This is a genomic window from Citrobacter sp. MNAZ 1397 (assembly GCF_023613995.1).
Classification (GTDB): Bacteria; Pseudomonadota; Gammaproteobacteria; order Enterobacterales; family Enterobacteriaceae; genus Phytobacter; species Phytobacter ursingii.
In genome coordinates this window covers 1,375,260-1,393,698 of sequence record NZ_JAKIVH010000001.1, presented here as the reverse complement: position 1 = coordinate 1,393,698, position 18,439 = coordinate 1,375,260, and the positions used below count along the sequence as shown (strand labels likewise).

Annotated in this window: 11 protein-coding genes; 8 read left to right on the top strand and 3 right to left on the bottom strand. The window is 55.2% G+C overall.

Features of this window, described 5'->3' with window-relative positions; all coding sequences use genetic code 11:
- The first annotated feature begins 86 nt into the window (after positions 1–86).
- The 6 genes from L2097_RS06415 to L2097_RS06390 all read left to right on the top strand — a co-directional run bounded on the left by L2097_RS06415 (position 87) and on the right by L2097_RS06390 (position 9,602).
- The gene (locus L2097_RS06415; protein ID WP_250352399.1) at positions 87–836 is read left to right on the top strand and encodes a GntR family transcriptional regulator; all 750 of its coding nucleotides are present in this window, start codon (positions 87–89) and stop codon (positions 834–836) included.
- A gap of 255 nt (positions 837–1,091) precedes the next feature.
- A complete protein-coding gene (gene treZ, locus L2097_RS06410) occupies positions 1,092–2,879 on the top strand; it encodes a malto-oligosyltrehalose trehalohydrolase (RefSeq protein ID WP_250352398.1) in 1,788 nt (595 codons plus the stop codon).
- Entirely contained in the window at positions 2,876–5,416 is a 2,541-nt protein-coding gene (gene treY / locus L2097_RS06405; RefSeq protein WP_250352397.1) for a malto-oligosyltrehalose synthase, read from the top strand. Before treZ ends, treY begins: the two co-directional genes overlap by 4 nt.
- Before the next feature lie 47 nt (positions 5,417–5,463).
- A complete protein-coding gene (gene glgX / locus L2097_RS06400; protein WP_047370283.1) occupies positions 5,464–7,539 on the top strand; it encodes a glycogen debranching protein GlgX in 2,076 nt (691 codons plus the stop codon).
- A gap of 147 nt (positions 7,540–7,686) precedes the next feature.
- Positions 7,687–8,649 carry a dicarboxylate transporter/tellurite-resistance protein TehA gene (tehA, locus tag L2097_RS06395; RefSeq protein ID WP_250352396.1) on the top strand — a complete coding sequence of 321 codons (963 nt, stop codon included), beginning with the start codon at positions 7,687–7,689 and terminating at the stop codon, positions 8,647–8,649.
- Entirely contained in the window at positions 8,646–9,602 is a 957-nt protein-coding gene (locus L2097_RS06390) for a zinc-dependent alcohol dehydrogenase family protein (protein ID WP_250352395.1), read from the top strand. Before tehA ends, L2097_RS06390 begins: the two co-directional genes overlap by 4 nt.
- Positions 9,603–9,616: 14 nt before the next feature.
- Here L2097_RS06390 and L2097_RS06385 read toward each other — a convergent pair whose 3' ends face one another.
- Entirely contained in the window at positions 9,617–10,951 is a 1,335-nt protein-coding gene (locus tag L2097_RS06385) for an aminotransferase-like domain-containing protein (protein WP_250353136.1), read from the bottom strand.
- 102 nt (positions 10,952–11,053) lie between these two features.
- Here L2097_RS06385 and L2097_RS06380 point away from each other — a divergent pair, with 102 nt between their 5' ends.
- The gene (locus L2097_RS06380; protein WP_223883591.1) at positions 11,054–11,932 is read left to right on the top strand and encodes a DMT family transporter; all 879 of its coding nucleotides are present in this window, start codon (positions 11,054–11,056) and stop codon (positions 11,930–11,932) included.
- A 60-nt stretch (positions 11,933–11,992) separates the two neighbouring features.
- Entirely contained in the window at positions 11,993–12,883 is an 891-nt protein-coding gene (locus L2097_RS06375) for a dihydrodipicolinate synthase family protein (protein ID WP_250352394.1), read from the top strand.
- Between the two features lie 43 nt (positions 12,884–12,926).
- Here the strand turns inward: L2097_RS06375 and L2097_RS06370 are convergent, their stop codons facing one another.
- Together L2097_RS06370 and L2097_RS06365 are read right to left on the bottom strand one after the other, a co-directional pair.
- Positions 12,927–16,943 carry an eCIS core domain-containing protein gene (locus L2097_RS06370; protein WP_250352393.1) on the bottom strand — a complete coding sequence of 1,339 codons (4,017 nt, stop codon included), beginning with the start codon at positions 16,941–16,943 and terminating at the stop codon, positions 12,927–12,929.
- Between the two features lie 3 nt (positions 16,944–16,946).
- Positions 16,947–18,362, bottom strand: coding sequence for an ATP-binding protein (locus L2097_RS06365; protein WP_250352392.1), 1,416 nt, complete (start codon positions 18,360–18,362; stop codon positions 16,947–16,949).
- Between the last annotated feature and the right edge of the window lie 77 nt (positions 18,363–18,439).

Below are 18,439 nucleotides of genomic sequence, written 5' to 3'. Positions count from 1 at the left end.
GCGGTGTGAACGGGATGACAAGTGGCGCAATATGGTTAAGGATTGGTACACAATAAACCGCTAAAGAAATTCATTCCGGAGATGTGATGCCCGCTGTCTTTGCCCTCGATCCGTCAGATGGCTTGCCGCTGTATATGCAACTGATCAATGTCATTAAACGCGCTATTGCAGAGGGGCAACTGCGCCCTGGTGACGCCATTCCCCCGGAGCGCGAACTCGGGGAAATGTTGGCGATCGCCAGGGGGACGGTGCGTAAGGCATTTCAGCAGTTGTTTGAAGAGGGAATACTTATTCGCCAGCAGGGGGCGGGAACGTTTGTCGCTCCTCACCTGCGCCAGTCGCTCCCCTTGCTGGAAAGTTTTAGCGAGATGGTCGATGCCAGCGGTGGTCAGGCGCAAAGCGAACTGGTTGGCTACCAGCGCCGGATCGCCTCTCCGCAGGAGTGTCAGATCCTGCAATTAAGTACACAGCAGACCGAGGTGGTCGAACTGACCCGGGTGCGCAAAATTAACGGCATTGCCATCTCCGTACAAACGGCGCTGTTACCCGCACAACTGCTGGAGAAAATTACCGACCTACCAGATTCGCTCTATCGTTACCTGGAACAAAAAGGGATGCCGGTACTTCACGCTAATCAGCGTTTTGCCGCCGTCGCGGCGGACGACAGGCTGGCACACTATCTGGGCGTCCGGCAACAAACACCGCTTTTGTTGGTCACCCGTACAGGGTGGAGCCATAACGACGTGCCTGTGGAATATACCCGGACCTGGTGCCTGAGCGATTATCACGACTTCACCCTCGAACTCCATAAGGCAACTATCGCTGAAAGCGCATGATTTTGCGCTCTAAAAAGGCTAATAAAGCGGTCAGGGGCGCCCAACCGGTAAACGCCCCGCCGTGTCGCTCAGACAACGAGACTCACTCACCCCTTTCCCGTCAGAATCGCGCTCATTCTGCATGCTGTATAAGTGACACTGTCACATCACTTTTCCCATTATCGTCTATGATCAGCTTCGTATGCCTTGAGGTGTCGCGTTCTTAAGGCACTTTTTGTCGGCCATTGATCGCTTTGCATTAAACGAGGTAATTGAATGGAGTCAACATCATTTCATAAAAGCTGGGGGGCCGAATGGCTCGGGAACGGCGCTGTCCGGTTTCGTGTCTGGGCATCCGGTCAGCCCACCATCACTCTACGGCTTGCAGGTAAAGATCTGGACATGCGTCCGTGCGACGAGGGCTGGTTTGAACTTACCGTAGAAAACGTCGCGCCCGGCACGGAATATCAGTATGTTCTCGCCGATGGTATGACTATTCCCGACCCGGCCTCTCGCGCACAGAAAGCGGATGTTAATGGCCCGTCGCTGGTCATTGACCCCACCCAGTACCGCTGGCAACACCCGCAGTGGCAAGGGCGCCCGTGGGAAGAGACCGTCGTGTATGAGTTGCATATCGGGACATTTACGCCGGAGGGGACCTTCCGGTCCGCTATCAGGAAACTGCCTTATCTTGCCGAACTGGGGATTACCCAAATTGAAGTAATGCCCCTGTCGCAGTTTGGCGGCAACCGGGGATGGGGCTACGATGGCGTACTGCTCTACGCACCGCATTCTGCCTATGGTACACCGGACGATTTCCGCGCGTTTGTCGATACCGCCCATGGGCTAGGGCTTTCAGTGGTCCTTGATATTGTGCTCAACCACTTTGGCCCGGAAGGTAATTATCTTTCTTTACTGTCACCCGACTTCTTCGATAGCTCCCGTTCCACGCCCTGGGGGGCGGGTATTGCTTATGATGTGGACGCGGCCCGTCGCTATATTGCGCAAGCGCCGCTCTACTGGTTGACCGAGTTTCGTCTTGATGGATTACGCTTCGATGCCATCGATCAGATTGAGGATAAATCCGAAAAACACATCCTCATGGACATTGCCCGGCGCATTCGGCAACAGATAACCGACCGCCCCATTCATCTCACTACTGAAGACAGCCGTAACATTATCGACCTGCACCCACGCGACGAGGACGGCTCAGCCTCTCTCTTTACCGCCGAGTGGAACGATGATCTTCACAATGCCGTGCACGTGCTGGCGACGGGGGAGACGCAGGCATATTACCAGGATTTCGCTGATGCCCCTGAAAAATGGATTGCCCGTGCGCTCGCTGAAGGATTTGCTTATCAGGGCGAAGTCTCCCCACACAGTGGGGAACCGCGCGGAGTGGACAGCCGGGGCCAGCCGCCAGCCGCCTTTGTCGATTTTATCCAGAATCACGATCAGGTCGGTAACCGCGCATTAGGTGAACGGTTGATTAGCCTCGCAGGACCGGAACGCAGTCAACTCCTGCTGGCTGCCCTGCTGCTCTCGCCGCATATTCCGCTGATATTTATGGGTGAAGAGTATGGCGAGACGCGGCCTTTCCTGTTCTTTACTGATTTCCATGGCGAGCTCGCCCGCGCCGTGCGTGAAGGACGGGCAAAAGAGTTTGCCGGCCACTCCGGGTATGACGGCGTTGATGTGCCCGATCCCAATGCCGAGCGTACCTTCACCCTGTCGAAGCTCAACTGGCAGGCCCTGCAAAGCACCGAAGGTAAAGCCTGGTTAGCCTTAACGCGTGAATTACTGGCACTGCGTCAGCAGTACATTGTGCCATTGCTGGCCCAGACCTCAGGGCAAAACGGTAGGGTCGTGGATACCGCGCCCGGCTTCCTCGCCGTACGCTGGACATTCCCTGACGGCACGTTATCGATGGCGCTCAATCTCGGCGAGCACGCCATGCCTGTACCTGACTTTCCCGGCAACACACTGTTTTCCCGTCCCACTATCACAAACGAACTACCGCCACATTCGATTGTGGTTCGCCTCGCGTCAGGAGATGCGCAATGACCATTCCAACGGCAACGTACCGTATTCAGTTTCGTAACGGCATGACCTTTGACCGTGCCGCGGCACTGGTGCCCTACCTTAAACGACTGGGCATTAGTCACCTGTATGCATCGCCTGTTTTTACTGCCACCACCGGATCAACTCACGGTTATGACGTGACAGACGCTAATGAAATTGACCCGGCCATTGGTGGGCGCAAGGGGTTCGATCGGATGGTAAAAGCGCTCAAAGAGTCGGGGCTGGGGCTGATTCTCGACATTGTGCCAAACCATATGGCGGCTTCACTGGAAAACCGCTGTTGGCGCGATGTCATTGAACACGGTCCACGAAGCCGTTACGCCCACCATTTCGATATTGACTGGACGCGTCCGCTCACGCTGCCGTTTCTGGGCGATACCTTTGAAAATGTGCTGGAGCGTGACGAGATCCACGTACAGCCGGACCCGGAAACCGGACATCCCGCCTTTGCCTATTACGACAGTTTTTATCCATTGACGCCGGAAAGCTGGCAAGACGACCCCGATGCGATCCTGAATCTGACGGATAAATCAGCCATCAGCGCGTTGCATCAGCGTCAACCCTGGCGGCTTACCTGCTGGCGTGACGCGCCTCATTCTCTCTCGTATCGCCGCTTTTTTGAGATAACCGGTCTGGTGGGCGTGCGGGTTGAAGATAAAACCGTCTTTGATGATACGCACCGGCTGATTCTCGAACTGGTGCACAGCGGCGTCGTTGACGGGCTGCGCATCGACCACATCGACGGGCTGGCGGACCCGAAAGGCTACCTTGAGCGTTTACGCCAACAGGCCGGGCCGGACTGCTACATCACCGTGGAGAAAATCCTTGCTGACGGCGAACAGCTACCGCCAGAGTGGCCCGTCTCCGGGACCACCGGTTATGAATTTATCGCCGCTTTATCCGACGCGCTGGTCGATGGCGACAACATGGCGACGCTCAGCCAGGCCTATGAAGAGGTACTGGGCAGAACGGTTGATATGGCGAACGAACTGCGGGCCGCCAAGCTATTGATGTCAGGGCGCAATTTTGAAGGCGAATTTAACACCCTCCTCAGGCTAAGCCTGGACATTGCCACGGCGGAAGGTGCGGCAATGGATGAAACCGCCATGAGTACGGCCCTGCGAGAACTGCTGGTCGCCTTCCCCGTTTACCGTACCTATGGCACCAACGAAGGGCTGACCCCGGCAGACGATGCCCTGTTACAAAACGTCGTCGATTCGGTGAAGGCGCCCGGCACCTTGCCAAATCCTGAGGCGCTGGATTTCCTGCAACGGATCCTCACTGGCGAGCTGGAGGACAGCACCGCCGATAATGTACTCGTCTTTCGCACGCGCTTTCAGCAGCTGACCGGGCCGCTAATGGCGAAATCCGTGGAAGATACCCTCTTTTTCCGTCAGCACATGGCGCTGGCGCTCAATGAAGTGGGATCGGAGCCGTTACCACGACCTTATGCGTTGTCCGCTTTCCACAAAGAGATGCAAACCCGCCGCGAGCGGCAGCCGGATGCCCTGTCGACCACCTCCACCCACGACACCAAACGGGGGGAAGATACCCGCGCGCGGCTGTATACCCTTACCGAAGCGCCCGAAGAGTGGGCACAGTGCGTGGTTCGCTGGCGCGAGATGAATAAATCTAAAGTCGTGCTGATTGATGACGGCGCCGCGCCGCGCTCCGGCAGCAAATGGATGATCTATCAGGCGCTGGCGGGTGCGTGGCCCGTCACATTGCGCCCGGATGATCACACATGCCTTAAAGCCCTCGAAGACCGTTTTCTTCCGTATGTTGAAAAAGCGCTGCGCGAGGAGAAATTACGCACGAGCTGGGATGACAACAATGACGCCTACGAACAGGCGGTTCTGGGTTATGTCACGCATCTGCTCTCAGCGGATAACCAGCCGTTTCTGGTCGATTTTCACCGCGCCCTGCAGCCTTTTATTCGCGCTGGACTGGTGAACAGCCTGACACAGGCAATAATTAAGCTTACTGCACCCGGTGTACCGGATATCTACCAGGGGAGCGAAGCGTTCAATTTTAGCCTTGTGGATCCGGATAATCGCCTCGAACCTGATTTCTTTGCGCTTGCCAGCGCGCTCGACGACGAGGAAAAACCGCTCAACACCGACCAGGACGCCTGGTTTAGCGGCAGAACGAAACAGCAGGTTATCGCCCGCCTTGCCCGTTTTCGCCAGCAAAAACCGCGGCTATTTCGCACAGGCGATTATCTGCCGCTTTCCGCCTCAGGTTCGCAGGCGAAAAACGTTATCGCCTTTGCCCGTACCTGTGGCGACGAGGCGCTGATTGTTATCGTACCGCGTCTGGTTTTCGCTGCGCTGGCGGCACATCCCGACTGGCTCTACCCGCCAGGCCTGCAAGATACCTCAGTCATGCTGACGGATACCCTTGCCGGGCGGCGTTATCGGGATCTCTTTACCGGAAAAGAAGAAAACCTGAACAAGGGCATCGACCTGGCGTCAGGTGATGGCAGTCTGCCCGTACGTGTTTTATATAGTTCATTTTAACCTTTTGTATTTATGGCAAAAATCGTCATTAGCGGGAGAAGGAAAAAATGTCAGACGGAAAGTCATTTACTATTACGGCAGGAAATTATCATCAACTCGGTGCTAATTACGATGGTGAGGGTGTCAACTTTGCGCTCTTTTCCGCACACGCGCAGCGCGTTGAGCTGTGTCTCTATGCCCCCGACGGCAAACAGGAAATCGCAAGACTCGACCTGCCAGAGTACACGCATGAAATCTGGCATGGCTATGTCCCCGGGCTGAAACCCGGCGCGCTGTATGGTTTTCGCGTCCATGGCCCTTATGACCCGGAAAATGGTCACCGTTTTAACCCGCATAAACTGCTGGTTGACCCGTATGCCCGCGAACTGGTTGGCAACGTGGAGTGGAATGAATCGCACTTCGCCTACGATCTGTTACATGAAGACAAAGATCTGACATTTGATACCCGCGACAGCGGTCCTTATATGCCCAAATGCCGGGTAATCGACCCGAATGAATTTGACTGGCAGGACCAACATCGCCCGATCATTCCCTGGTCCAGGGCGGTCATCTACGAAACTCACGTGAAAGGCTTTACCCAGCTCAATTCCGCGCTGCCGCAGGAATTACGCGGCACCTTTGAAGGCATGGGCCATAAGGCGACGGTGGATTACATCAAAAATCTCGGCATCACCTCGGTTGAACTCCTGCCTGTCCACTGGTTTCCGGATGATCAACATTTGCTGGATAAAGGGCTGAAAAACTTCTGGGGCTATAACACGCTGGGCTTCTTTGCCCCGGCTTCGCGTTATTACGGGCCTAAAGGCATTCAGGGGGTGCGCGATATGGTACGCGCCTTTCACGATGCCGGTATCGAAGTGATCCTGGATGTGGTCTACAACCACACGGCGGAAGGCAACGAACTTGGCCCAACGCTCTCGTTTAAGGGGATCGATAATTTCTCTTACTACCGTACCTTGCCTGAGCAGCATCGCTATTACATTAACGACACCGGTACGGGTAATACGGTGAACACCTCGCATCCGCGGGTGCTACAAATGGTGATGGATTCGCTGCGTTACTGGGCAGAGTCGATGCATATCGACGGCTTTCGCTTTGACCTGGGAACCATTCTGGGGCGTGAGCCGGAAGGCTTCGACCAGCGTGGCGGCTTTTTTGACGCCATGATGCAGGACCCTTTGCTATCACGACTGAAATTGATTGGCGAACCGTGGGATATCGGTCCGGGCGGCTATCAGGTGGGGGGGTTCCCGCCTGGCTGGGCCGAATGGAATGATAAATATCGCGACACGGTGCGCGAATACTGGCATGGCGATAATGTCTCCAGCGATTTTGCCGCCCGGCTGCTGGGCTCCGGCGACCTCTACGATCTGCGCGGACGTCGCCCGTGGGCCAGCGTCAACTTTATCACTGCCCATGACGGTTTCACCCTTAACGATCTCGTGTCGTACAACGACAAGCACAATGAAGCCAACGGCGAAGACAACAACGACGGCCACAACGATAACCGCTCCTGCAACTATGGGGCGGAAGGGCCTACTGAGGATGAAGGCATTAACGCCGTGCGCGAGCGGCAAAAACGCAACTTCCTTGCCACGTTGTTCTTTTCTCATGGCACACCCATGCTACTTGCGGGGGACGAATTTGGCCGCAGCCAGTTGGGGAACAATAACGGCTACTGTCAGGACAGTGAAATCTCATGGGTGCACTGGGATAACCTGCCGGAAACGGCCAGTACACTGCGTGAGTTTACCCGCCACGTTATCAAACTGCGCGCCGACCAGCCGCTCCTGCGCCGTGAAAACTGGCGCGATGGCATGGTGATCGAGTGGTTTAATGCCGGGGGCGGCTTTCAACAACCCGAACAATGGGATGAGGGTTCGACGCTCGGCGTCTATATTGGGCGTCCGGACCTGCAAACTGAACAGGGTATCTGGCACGATGTCCTGATGCTGTTTAATCCGTTTGAAGGCAACGTGCCGTTTCGCATTCCGCAGTTTGGCGAAGGGGGCTGGGTGCTGGAGATTTCTACCGCAGACAATGACAGACAGGGGTTGGTGATCACCAAAGAGATGGATTTTGAACTGGAAGGGCGCTCTATCGTCCTGTTCAGACGTCCGTAGCGACATGTGACATTGTCACTTTAAACAGTCATTCCTGAGCAGGCCGCGCGCCTGCTCATTTTTAGCCCACCCGCTTTTTGCTGCCGTTTACGCCCTGCCTGCAACTCTATACACTTCCTGCTTCGCAAGACGATACAAGAAAAACAAATGAACAAAACACGTATTAACCTTCCCGCCGGTTATTTTGGCATGGTACTGGGCATTATTGGCCTGGGTTTCTCCTGGCGATTTGCTGCCACTATCTGGCCTGTCACCACGTTACCTGCCGATGTGCTGGTCATTTTAGCTATCCTTATCTGGGCGCTATTGATGTTTGCGTTCATTACCCGTCTGATACGGCACGCAAGTACTCTGCGTGAAGAGATTGGGCATCCGCTAAAAAGCAGTTTTGTCAGCCTTGCGCCCGCCACCAGTATGCTGGTCGCTATTGGCCTGACGCCCTGGTGTCATACCCTTGCCCTGCTGCTGTTTTTGATTGCCGTGACCGCCCAGTTGACCTATTCCGCCTGGCAAACCGCCGGATTATGGCGCGGCACACACCCTAAAGAGGCCACCACGCCGGGCCTCTATCTGCCCACGGTGGCGAACAATTTTATCAGCGCCATGGCCTGCGGCGCGTTCGGCTTTAACGATGTCGGCCTGCTCTTTTTAGGTGCCGGTGTTTTTTCCTGGCTGAGTCTCGAACCGGCCATTCTGAGTCGAATGCGTAATCTGGAAGAGATGTCGCCTGCGGTCCGCACCTCGCTCGGTATTCAGATGGCTCCGGCGTTCGTTGCCTGCAGCGCCTGGCTGATGCTGAACGGTGGTCAGGCGGATGTTTTTGCCAAACTGCTCTTTGGCTACGGCCTGTTGCAAACGCTGTTTATGATCCGCCTGATTCCCTGGTATAGCGCGCAACCGTTTAATCCCTCTTTCTGGAGCTTCTCGTTCGGCGTGGCGTCGCTGGCGACCACGACCCTGAAACTGGGGCACGGTTCTCCCGATGGCGCACTTTACTGGATCGCCTTTCCGCTGTTTATCGCCTGTAATTTGGTGATCGGGATACTGATGGTGAAGACCTTTATGCTGCTGGTGCGCGGCAAATTGATCATCCGCGAAGAAAACCGATGAGCAATAACCTGGCGCTTATCTACCGCGCCTTTGGGGCGCCAGACGCGGTGCTGTCGCTGCAAACGCTAAAGGCTGAGGAACTGGCGGCTGACAGGGTTCGGGTCGCGATGACGCTTTCCCCGGTTAATGCCTCCGATCTGATCCCCATCACCGGCGCCTATCGCCACCGGATCACCCTGCCCGCCATTGCCGGTTATGAAGGTGTGGGCACCGTAATTCAGACACCAGTGCAGGCCGCCCATCTGCTGGGAAAACGGGTTTTGCCGCTACGCGGACAGGGCACCTGGCAACGCCTGGTTGATAGCCCGCTGGCGTTTACCGTACCGGTACCGGACGATATCAGCGATGTGCAGGCCGCCAGGGCCTACATCAACCCGCTCGCCGCGCTGTTAATGCTTAATCTCTACCCGCCTGCGGGAAAACATGTACTGATTACCGCCGCCGGGTCTGATTGCGCCATCCTGCTCGGCCAGTGGGCGCTCAAACGCGGTGCGCTGAGCGTAACGGGCGTTCATCGTTCGCCCGTTCATCGGCAAAAGCTGGCAGAATGCGGCATTCAGCCGCTTGAGGAGACGCGCAGCGCGGAAATCGAGGCCCTGGCGCAAACGACAGATATTGTGTATGACGCCACCGGCGGCAAACTTGCGGACTTACTGCTCTCATCCATGCGCAAAACAGCGCTGTTTGTCAGCTATGGCCTGCTTTCCGGACAGCCTTATCGCATTCTTCCCCACCATCCATCGACCCAGTGGTTCCATATTCGCAACGCTCTGGATGCCGTCTCTGCGCCGCAGTGGCAGAGTCTGTTTGCTGAGATCTGGACGTTACTGCGCCAAAGCCGGATCAATGACGCCAGCGTTTTCCCGCTGGCGCACTGGCAAGAGGCCATCGCGTTCTATAAAACGTCGGGCAGGACGCGCAAACCCCTGCTCGCTTTTTCCGCTAAGCCATAGGGAAAAGTCAGACGCTACCGGGCGTTGAAATACTCGATGGTTTCTCTGACTTTGCGTGCAGCACTTTTCAGGGTGTCGATGTCCACCGAACCAATGGCCATACGCAGCGCGTGCGGTGTGTGAATGGACGTGCTGAAAGGCTCGGCGGTGGTCAGCGAAATGTTCTCTTTAAGTAACGCGCTGACCACACGATCCGCGCGCACCTCTTCCTGTAGCGGCAGCCAGACAAAATACGATGAGGGATGACTTACGCAACGCAGCGGCGCCAGATACTCGCGAACGACAGACTGGCGATAGCGGGCATCTTCCCTTTTCAACCGCTCAAGCCGCGCCACGGTGCCATCCAGCACCCACCCGCAGACAATCGCCGTCATCAGGGCGGGTGTATTCCATGTGGTTGCCCTGATAGCGCGTTCAATACGCTGCTTTTTCTCCGCCGGCGCAACAACCATCCCCACACGTAGCCCGGAGGCCACGTTTTTTGAAAAGCCCGCAAGATACAGTGTCCGTTCCGGCGCATAATGGTGGATGGGCAGCGGCGGGTTATCTACCAGCCAGACGTAGGTCGCATCTTCGATAATCAGTAGATCGTGTTCGCTGGCAATCGCGGCCATTTCGCGACGAAACGCATCATTTGCCACCCATCCGAGGGGATTATGCAGTGTGGGCATCGTGTAGATGGCTTTCACCCGGCGCTTTTTGCAGAGCTTACGCAGTGCCTCAAGATCCATCGCTTCGCCCCAGGCCGGTACCGCCGCCAGTTCCAGATGAAATTGTTCGGCCAGCACCTTAAATCCCGGGTATGTCAGCGCGTCAACCGCGACCACATCGCCGGGCTGGAGCAAGCCCATCACCGCGACCGTCAGTCCGTGTTGCGTCCCGTTGACAATCATCAGGTTCTCAGGGGCCGTTTTTACCCCGAACGGTGTCAGGTAATCGGCAAACACGCTCCGTTCGCTGGCTTTGCCGCCGTGTGGCTGATAACGCAGTAACGATTCAATGTCACCGCTGACCGAAAGCTGGCGCAGCGCGGTTCTCAGCAATTCCGCCTGTTCAGGCAGCGCCGGATAGTTAAAGCTCAGATCAATCACATCGGAGGCGATCGCGTGCCGATCGATCCCCTGCCCGCGCGGCAGCATGATCTCTCTGACGAACGTCCCGCGTCCTGTCTCACCGCTGACCAGCCCCATTGCCTCCAGTTCCGCATACACGCGGGTCGCCGTGACCAGCGAAATATGGTGCTGCGCCGATAAAACGCGATGGGTCGGTAACCGCGTCCCGGCAACCAGTTCTCCGGATTTGATGGCATTCGCAAACTCATCAACAAGGCTTTTGTAGCGCGCTTTCATCATTGTATCCATGACAATAATTTGATTGTCATGAATTCTCAGCCGTATGCTCCGTTCTGTCAAACAGGTTCAGATAACACTAACCACACATTGAGGTGCACTGTGCAAGAAAAGCAAAACAACCCGCCCCTGAGCGGCTGGATAAATGGCTTTGTCGGTATGATCATTTTTAGCGGTTCGCTTCCGGCCACCCGCGCCGCGGTACTGGATTTCGATCCTCTGTTTCTCACCGTCGCCCGCGCCTCCATTGCCGGTCTGCTGGCATTACTGTTAGTCATCACCCTGCGCGGAAAACGCCCGAACGGCGCTCAGGTGCTCTCCCTGATAGTGGTCGCCCTCGGCGTGGTGATTGGCTTTCCTCTGCTTACCGCCTTTGCCCTGCAACATGTGACGTCGGCGCACTCCATCGTATTTCTCGGTCTGTTGCCGCTCGCTACCGCCATTTTCGGTGTCCTGCGCGGCGGTGAAAGGCCACGCCCGGCTTTCTGGATTTTTTCAGGTCTGGGCAGTTTACTGGTGACCGGATTTGCCTTAAGCCAGGACATTGCCGTTTCGGCCGTGGGCGATTTACTGATGCTGGCAGCGGTGGTTGTCTGCGGCCTGGGCTATGCTGAAGGTGCCCGCTTAACGCGGGTACTTGGCGGCTGGCAGGTGATCAGTTGGGCGCTGATCATTGCGCTGCCGTTAATGTTAACCGTTGCAGTGTTAACCCGGCCGGCCAGTTTTTCAGGGATCAGCGAGCCCGCTTGGTTTTCATTGGGTTATGTCTCATTGTTCAGCATGCTGATTGGTTTTGTGTTCTGGTATAAAGGGCTGGCGCAGGGCGGCATCGCCGCTGTCGGCCAGCTACAGCTTCTGCAACCCTTTTTTGCACTGGCGCTGGCGGCGACTTTTTTGCAAGAGTCCGTCAGCATCATGATGATCCTGGTCACTATGGGGGTCATTATTTGCGTGGCAGGATCGCGTAGGTTTGCACGTTAACAGGTTTATCGGGCCTCTATGCCCCGGCATAAGGCCCTCTTTCACAGCAGGAGAAGCGGTATGCTAAGAGGTCTGAGTGCCTTTCCACTCACCCCTATCACCAACAACAACGTGGATGAAGCCGCGTTTGTTCATCTGATTACTAATCTTGTCGCGGCGGGCGTGGACTCCATCGGCGCAGTGGGGTCGACAGGCAGCTATGCCTACCTTACGCGCGATGAGCGTCGCCGCGTGACAGAACTGGCCGTGCAACATGCCGAAGGGATTCCGGTGCTGGTGAGTATCGGCGCGATCCGCCTGGATGATGTGCTGGCAATTGCGGAGGACGCACAGCGCGCCGGGGTGAAGGCCGTTATGATGGCCCCGGTCTCCTATCAACGGCTTAATGCGGAAGAAGTTTATACGCTCTACGACACCGTTACCCGTCACCTTTCCGTGCCGCTGTGTCTCTACGATAACCCGGCGACCACCGGTTTTGCCTTTACGGATGACTTACTCGCTGAGATTGCTGCGCTTCCCGCCGTCTGTTCAATCAAGCTTTCTGCGGTCTCAACCGATCCGACGAAAGGCAAAGAGCGCATTGATGATTTGCGCGCACGCATCCCCGCGTCCGTCACCATTGGGATCAGCGGCGACTGGCAGGCTGCAACCGGCTTTGCGGCCGGATGCGATGTCTGGTATTCAGTGATTGGCGGGCTGTTCCCACAGGTAAGCCTGGCTCTCACCCGCGCCGCGCAGGCGGGGAATCATCGCCTTGCAGGCGAACTGTCCGACCAACTGGAACCGCTGTGGCAGCTGTTTCGTATTCACCGCAGCCTGCGGGTGATGGCGGCAGCGGCGGAAATCCTGGGCGTGGTCGGCCCCTCCTGTCTGCCTTTTCCTCTGCGCCCACTGGTAGGTGAAGACAAAGAGCACCTGCATGCGGTCCTCAAGTCTACCGGCCTGGTGTAGCGGTTACGGGCAGGCCTGTGCGTCGGTCTGCCCGTTTATGATGTTAATGGAACGCCTTAAGCGCCGCTCGCACCTGTTCTTGTAATACTTTCACCACCGGCCCCCTGCCGCTTTCCGGGCTGGTTGCCAGATAGGTTTTGATAGCCTGCTCCAGTAATATCAGTTTCGCTTCGGTTTTATCGTTATGGAAGGCTGCAAGCGCGGTATCAACACTCTTTATATTTTTACGTCGAGTAGTGCCAAAAAACTCGCGCGTTGTGGAGTGCAGTTCAAAATCCGCAGCGCTCATGACCCGATTGATGCCTGTAATCACCACATTATCTCGTTGGATTGCGGCATCCAGCCCCTCGCTCGCCAACGCCAGTGACTGACTGAAAGATTGCGTATCGGGCAGTTCCAGCCCATCGGTTGCTTTTTGGCTTTCCTCAACGGCGGAAAGCGGCGCTGCCAGCCCGCCTTTTTCCAGCACATCGCGGTTTACATTCGCCAGGGATGCCAGCTTATTCAGATATTTTTCAATATCATGCGTCAACATCTCTTCTTTCTCGACCAGTCCCGCGTAGTGTTCCTGTAAGCTTTCGATGCCATATTTTTGGTTGAACTCAGCCAGTCGTTTATTCGCTTGCGAGCTGTTGAGTGTTTCAGAGAGTGAATGGAAATAACTCACCTTCTTATTCATCAGGCGGATATAGCTTTCTTCAAGCTGGCGACGCTCTGTGGCAGCCTTAATACTTTGCGCTTTCATTTCATTCAGTTGTTTCGTCACCTCGCCACGTTCTTTATTCAGGATTGCCATGCGCTCGTCACCGCTGTGTTCGATCCAGCGGTCGCTTTTAAGCAATGTCTGCGCCTCTTCGCCTTTGATTTCCCGGTAATCCGGCATTGCGGTTTTGGGACCCTTGATACCGAGTTCTTTGGGTTTATCCGGCGCAAGGGCATTCTCTTTATCCCCGATGGTGCCGACCAGCGCATAAGTGCCCATTCGCCACTCGGCTGCCGTGTATTCGAAAAGCGTCTTCTCAAAGAGATAGAGCGCTCTGGCTTTCACCACCACGCCAATTGAAGCGATGGCTTCCGGTTTGAAGCGATAATCAATCACCAGTGGTTTGTCGGTTACGAATTTCCGTTTATTGCGATCAAAATGTGTTACGCCACTCAGTTTCGCTCCGGCATCCAGTTTCGCCTCACCTTTGGCAAACAGCCCGGCGCTCAGTGCAACTAACATTTGCGATCCCGCGTTCGCGCCAAGCTCAGCTTTGACAAAAATAGAACCGATGAAATTAGCATGGTCGCCCACCGCCCAGAGGCCCTCATTACCCTTCGCGCTCAGCGCAATATCGATGTCCAGCCCTGCGCCCGCTTCCAGCGAGCCATACACCTCCAGTCCCGGAAATACCGGAAAAATCATTGAAACCTGTAGCGGCAATCCGGCTACCAGATCTTTAAGCTCGATCCGATTTTTGTAGCCCCCCTGGCCCGTTTGATTTGTTGGATCGAGCTCAGCGAAAGCGCCAAACGCGGCAAAGCTAATTTTATCGAGAGTGGGTTTAAACGACTTAATCGATAGCCCGTCCTGGTTGATGCTGATATCACCGACTTCAAACCCGACAGGAAGGAAATCCAGCCATCCCAGGTTGAGATCCGGGACGTAATTTTTCATCTCTTTTTCTTTGTCGCGACTGCGTTGATCGCCTAACCTGAATTGCGCAGTTTTGACACTCAGTCCCTCTTTGTTAATTTTTGCATCCGAGAATCCCAGCGCAAAAACCGGCGTCTTGACGTTAGCTGACGCGATCGAACCTTCAAATCCATCCGCTTCTACACCAATGCTTATCTGTTTTGCTTCACCCTCAACGCTGCCAATACCCATTTTTGCGTTACTGGAAAGGGTCATCGATTTGCCGTTTTCACGAATTAACAACTGCATTTCTTCGAGGGTAAATCCTTCGAACAGCGACAGCTCGCGCGGGCCTTTCACCAGGGCGGTATTGAATTTCACGCCATTCTTGTCGATAGTGACATTTTCCACGCTCCCATCGACGGTTTTGTCGTGGATTTTCGCGATCAGTTTCGCGGTTTCCATCGTGAAAAGTTTATCGTCATGGTTGTAGCCCAACCCTTTTGCCTCGAAATGCAATCCCTTGTAGTCGGCTGAAAATTTGCCTTCGGAGAGCGTGATATGGGTCTTATTCTCTTTACTGTTATAACGAATACTCGCTTTACCACTGGCTTGAACATCCGGAAATATTACGCTCAATTTTGCCTGAGCTTCGGCTTCCCAGTGTTCGGTCTCAGCAGTCAATTTCCCTTCAATCGTGTCGAGTTTCACTTTTTCATCCCACAATGGGATGTTGTTCCCCGAGACCTTCGCAATACCCGTTACCGAGCTGTCTTTCACGCGCAATTTTTCAATAACTGCCTGGATATCTAACCCGGTCAGAGCAAGAAGATTGAGTCTGGCATCACTAAGCGTCAGTCCCTCTGTACGGCTAATTTGGGATTCGCCGATCGTGACCAGATTGCTGTTTTCTTTGAAATCTTTCATCGTTCCTTCGCGAAAGTTTCCTTTTTCATCAAGCGCCAAAAGAAGGTTGGCGCCGCCTTCCCATCCATACAATTTAACCCCCGCGCTGGCTGAAAATGTCGCCCCCTCATCTTTGTGATACCCGGCCTTAATCTTGTCCGCATAGACGGTTCGTTTCGCAATGGAAAATTCGTCCAGCTCTAATGTCAGGTCACGTAGTCCTTCATTACTGACATTCAACAGCGTCATATCCAGTTTTCGAACCACAAACAGATCACCGCCAAAGACAATCTTATCGACGAGGTTAACGCGTCCCTTAGATTCCAGAATCGCACCGCCTTCCCAGGGCAATATAAGTGTTAGCTTGCCGTCGTCCCCCAGTGAACCTTCGTGATCAAACAGGCGATATCCCAGCGCAAAGGTGGCATGCAAACCGCCTTTTTGTTCGTCTTTATCCTCTGTTTTTTTCTGGGTGTTTTTCAGGCCAATCGAGCCCACTTTCAGCCAGATAATATGCAAATCGATACTGGCGAGATCTTTCTTGCGCTCCTCCGGTGTAGTGTTTTTTTTGTCTTCGTGGGTGGATTCTGTCTTTTCGCCTCCCCACCACGTGGAATAAATATGCTTTCCTAAATTAAAAACGCTGGTGACCGGGTTTTTAACTGCCTGAATAATCATTTGCAGATAGTCCAGTACCGTACGCAACTGGCCCACGGCTCCGTCTCCATCCGCGGCGACCAAAAGCGTGTGACTGTAATTAACTAGCGTCTCGTTCGGTAAATAGGTCGCTACTTTCCCGGTGAGAAACAAGATCCCGGTTTTGACGGGGGCGGGAATGGCATCCCAGATATTGATAGCGATGGCCAACGCATTGGCGAACGTCGTCACTTTGCCCACAATTTGGGTAAAGGTTTCAAGACGCGTCAATAAATAGAGCGTCCCCGTATCGGCAAGTGTCAACAAGCCATTAAGCCCCAGTGTTTTAAACTGTGAATCCAGAAGCGACCACGTAAAATCAGAGACCACGCTGCGCTGCATTACTGCGTTGTCGCTCTGCCATGCATAACGCTGTATCGTGCCAGAGGTCGCAGGCATCCGATGGTCAGCAAGATGACGGGGGCTTGCGGACACCTGTGCCTGATCGCCCATTTGCGTTGCCTCAGCTTCCAGCCCTGGATCATCATTTAACGCCACCCCCTTCATCTGCCGCGTAACGCTTACACGTCCCTGCGCCTGCTGAACAACGTGCCCAAGCTCATGAGGTAAATGGTGCTCCTGACCCGGTGCCAGGTGAACATCACTCCCCTGGGCATAGGCGTGGGCGCCGTACTGATCGGGTTTGGGCGAGTTGTAATGCACCCGCACATGATCCAGTGAGATGCCGGAGACGCCCTCCATACCAGCTTTTAACTTGCCTGGGATGCCGGTTTTAGCGGACGAACGATTATCCTCCAGCGCGGTGCGCACCGGCCGCTGCGCTGCCTGCTTGTGCGTTTGTCCCAGGGGATCTGTGCGACGTTGCGTGTACTTTGCCATGGTTTACGGCTCTTGCGGCGGCGAAAACGGCGATGCGGCAGAAGACGAAAAACGCATCGTTTTGTTCTCTTTGTGAAATTCCTGACGGATACCGCTGATCAGTTCATCGCGGTATACCACCCGCTGGTCGTGGCTGATAGCCTGGAGTGCGCACTGGCGCAGAACGTTGATGATTTGCCCCCCGGAGAGTTCAAAATCATCGGCTATTTGCACTAAATCAATGTCGTCGCCTAACTCGCACACATCCTCAAACGCCTGCTGCCAAAGCAGTAAACGTTCGTCGGGGCCGGGTAATGTAAACTCGACCATGCTCTGGAAGCGGCGGGTAAAGGCCTCATCCATATTGGCTTTCAGGTTGGTGGCAAGAATCACCGTGCCGGGGAAATCCTCGATGCGCTGCAACAAATAGCCCGTGAGCTGATTGGCATGTCGGTCATTTGATGATTGCGTGGCGGTACGCTTGCCAAACAGGGCATCCGCTTCATCAAAAAAGAGGATCCAGTCTTTGTAGCTCGCGGCGTCAAAAACTCGGGAGAGGTTTTTCTCCGTTTCGCCAATATACTTTGAGACCACCATTGCCAAATCCACCCGATACACCTCGCGCTCACTCACCTTAGCCAGCAGTGCGGCGGTGAGCGTTTTTCCGGTGCCCGGCGGGCCATAGAACAGCGCGCGATAACCCGGTTTCACTTTCCGGTCCAGTTGCCAGTCCTGCATCAGGATATCGCCGTAGGTAAGCCAGGCGCGGAGGTCGTTGACCTTCGCCATCACCCGGTCGTCCAGTACCAGATCATTCCATTCCAGCGGTGTCTCCAGGGGATGTGCGGGAAAATCCATACTCATCTCCGGCCGTGGATGTTGGCCAGTAATGAGAAATGTCAGCCACGGTTCATTAATACGGTAGACTCCTGCCCACGCGGGCAACGCCGGGTCGGCAGGTAGCAGTGTCGTGACCTGCTCGGCCATAAAACGGTGTCGGGCTGAGAGAATATGCATGGTCTCGAGTCGCCAGGCCGGGTCATTTCCCGCTAATAAAAAGTTAAGCGTCTGCCCGGTAGGCACAAACCCGCCAAACGCTTTATCTGTGACTCCACCAAATTCACTGAACCCGCGATCGGTATGCTGATTGAGCCCAAAAAACCGATCGAGCGCATCGGGGCGAATGGCGGGTGCCATTGCCAGCGCCAGCGCCAGGCGCTCGAAAACATTCAGCTCCCAGTGCATTACCAAATCAGCGTAGACACTGCTGTGCCGTTCCAGCGCCGGAGGGGCTATCTCGAGCCAGTGGTTTTCATGCCCTGGCTGGCGCAGATAACAGCGAATGACCTGCTCAATGACCTGTGATAACCAGCCCGTTTCACGATAAAGTGCAGCTATATTGTGCTCAGGGGCAATCACGCTATGCCTGGATGACGCCATGATCTCTACCTCGTTAACCTCTCGTCTGGCCCGTTGACGCCGCGTCACGGCCGGGGCGCGGTCGAAAGACCGGCCCG

Excerpts from the sequence above, each read along its gene's own strand:
- L2097_RS06415 (WP_250352399.1), top strand. The coding sequence starts at position 87 with ATGCCCGCTGTCTTTGCCCTCGATCCGTCAGATGGCTTGCCGCTGTAT.
- treZ (WP_250352398.1), top strand. The coding sequence starts at position 1,092 with ATGGAGTCAACATCATTTCATAAAAGCTGGGGGGCCGAATGGCTCGGG.
- treY (WP_250352397.1), top strand. The coding sequence starts at position 2,876 with ATGACCATTCCAACGGCAACGTACCGTATTCAGTTTCGTAACGGCATG.
- glgX (WP_047370283.1), top strand. The coding sequence starts at position 5,464 with ATGTCAGACGGAAAGTCATTTACTATTACGGCAGGAAATTATCATCAA.
- tehA (WP_250352396.1), top strand. The coding sequence starts at position 7,687 with ATGAACAAAACACGTATTAACCTTCCCGCCGGTTATTTTGGCATGGTA.
- L2097_RS06390 (WP_250352395.1), top strand. The coding sequence starts at position 8,646 with ATGAGCAATAACCTGGCGCTTATCTACCGCGCCTTTGGGGCGCCAGAC.
- L2097_RS06385 (WP_250353136.1), bottom strand. The coding sequence starts at position 10,951 with ATGAAAGCGCGCTACAAAAGCCTTGTTGATGAGTTTGCGAATGCCATC.
- L2097_RS06375 (WP_250352394.1), top strand. The coding sequence starts at position 11,993 with ATGCTAAGAGGTCTGAGTGCCTTTCCACTCACCCCTATCACCAACAAC.
- L2097_RS06370 (WP_250352393.1), bottom strand. The coding sequence starts at position 16,943 with ATGGCAAAGTACACGCAACGTCGCACAGATCCCCTGGGACAAACGCAC.
- L2097_RS06365 (WP_250352392.1), bottom strand. The coding sequence starts at position 18,362 with ATGGCGTCATCCAGGCATAGCGTGATTGCCCCTGAGCACAATATAGCT.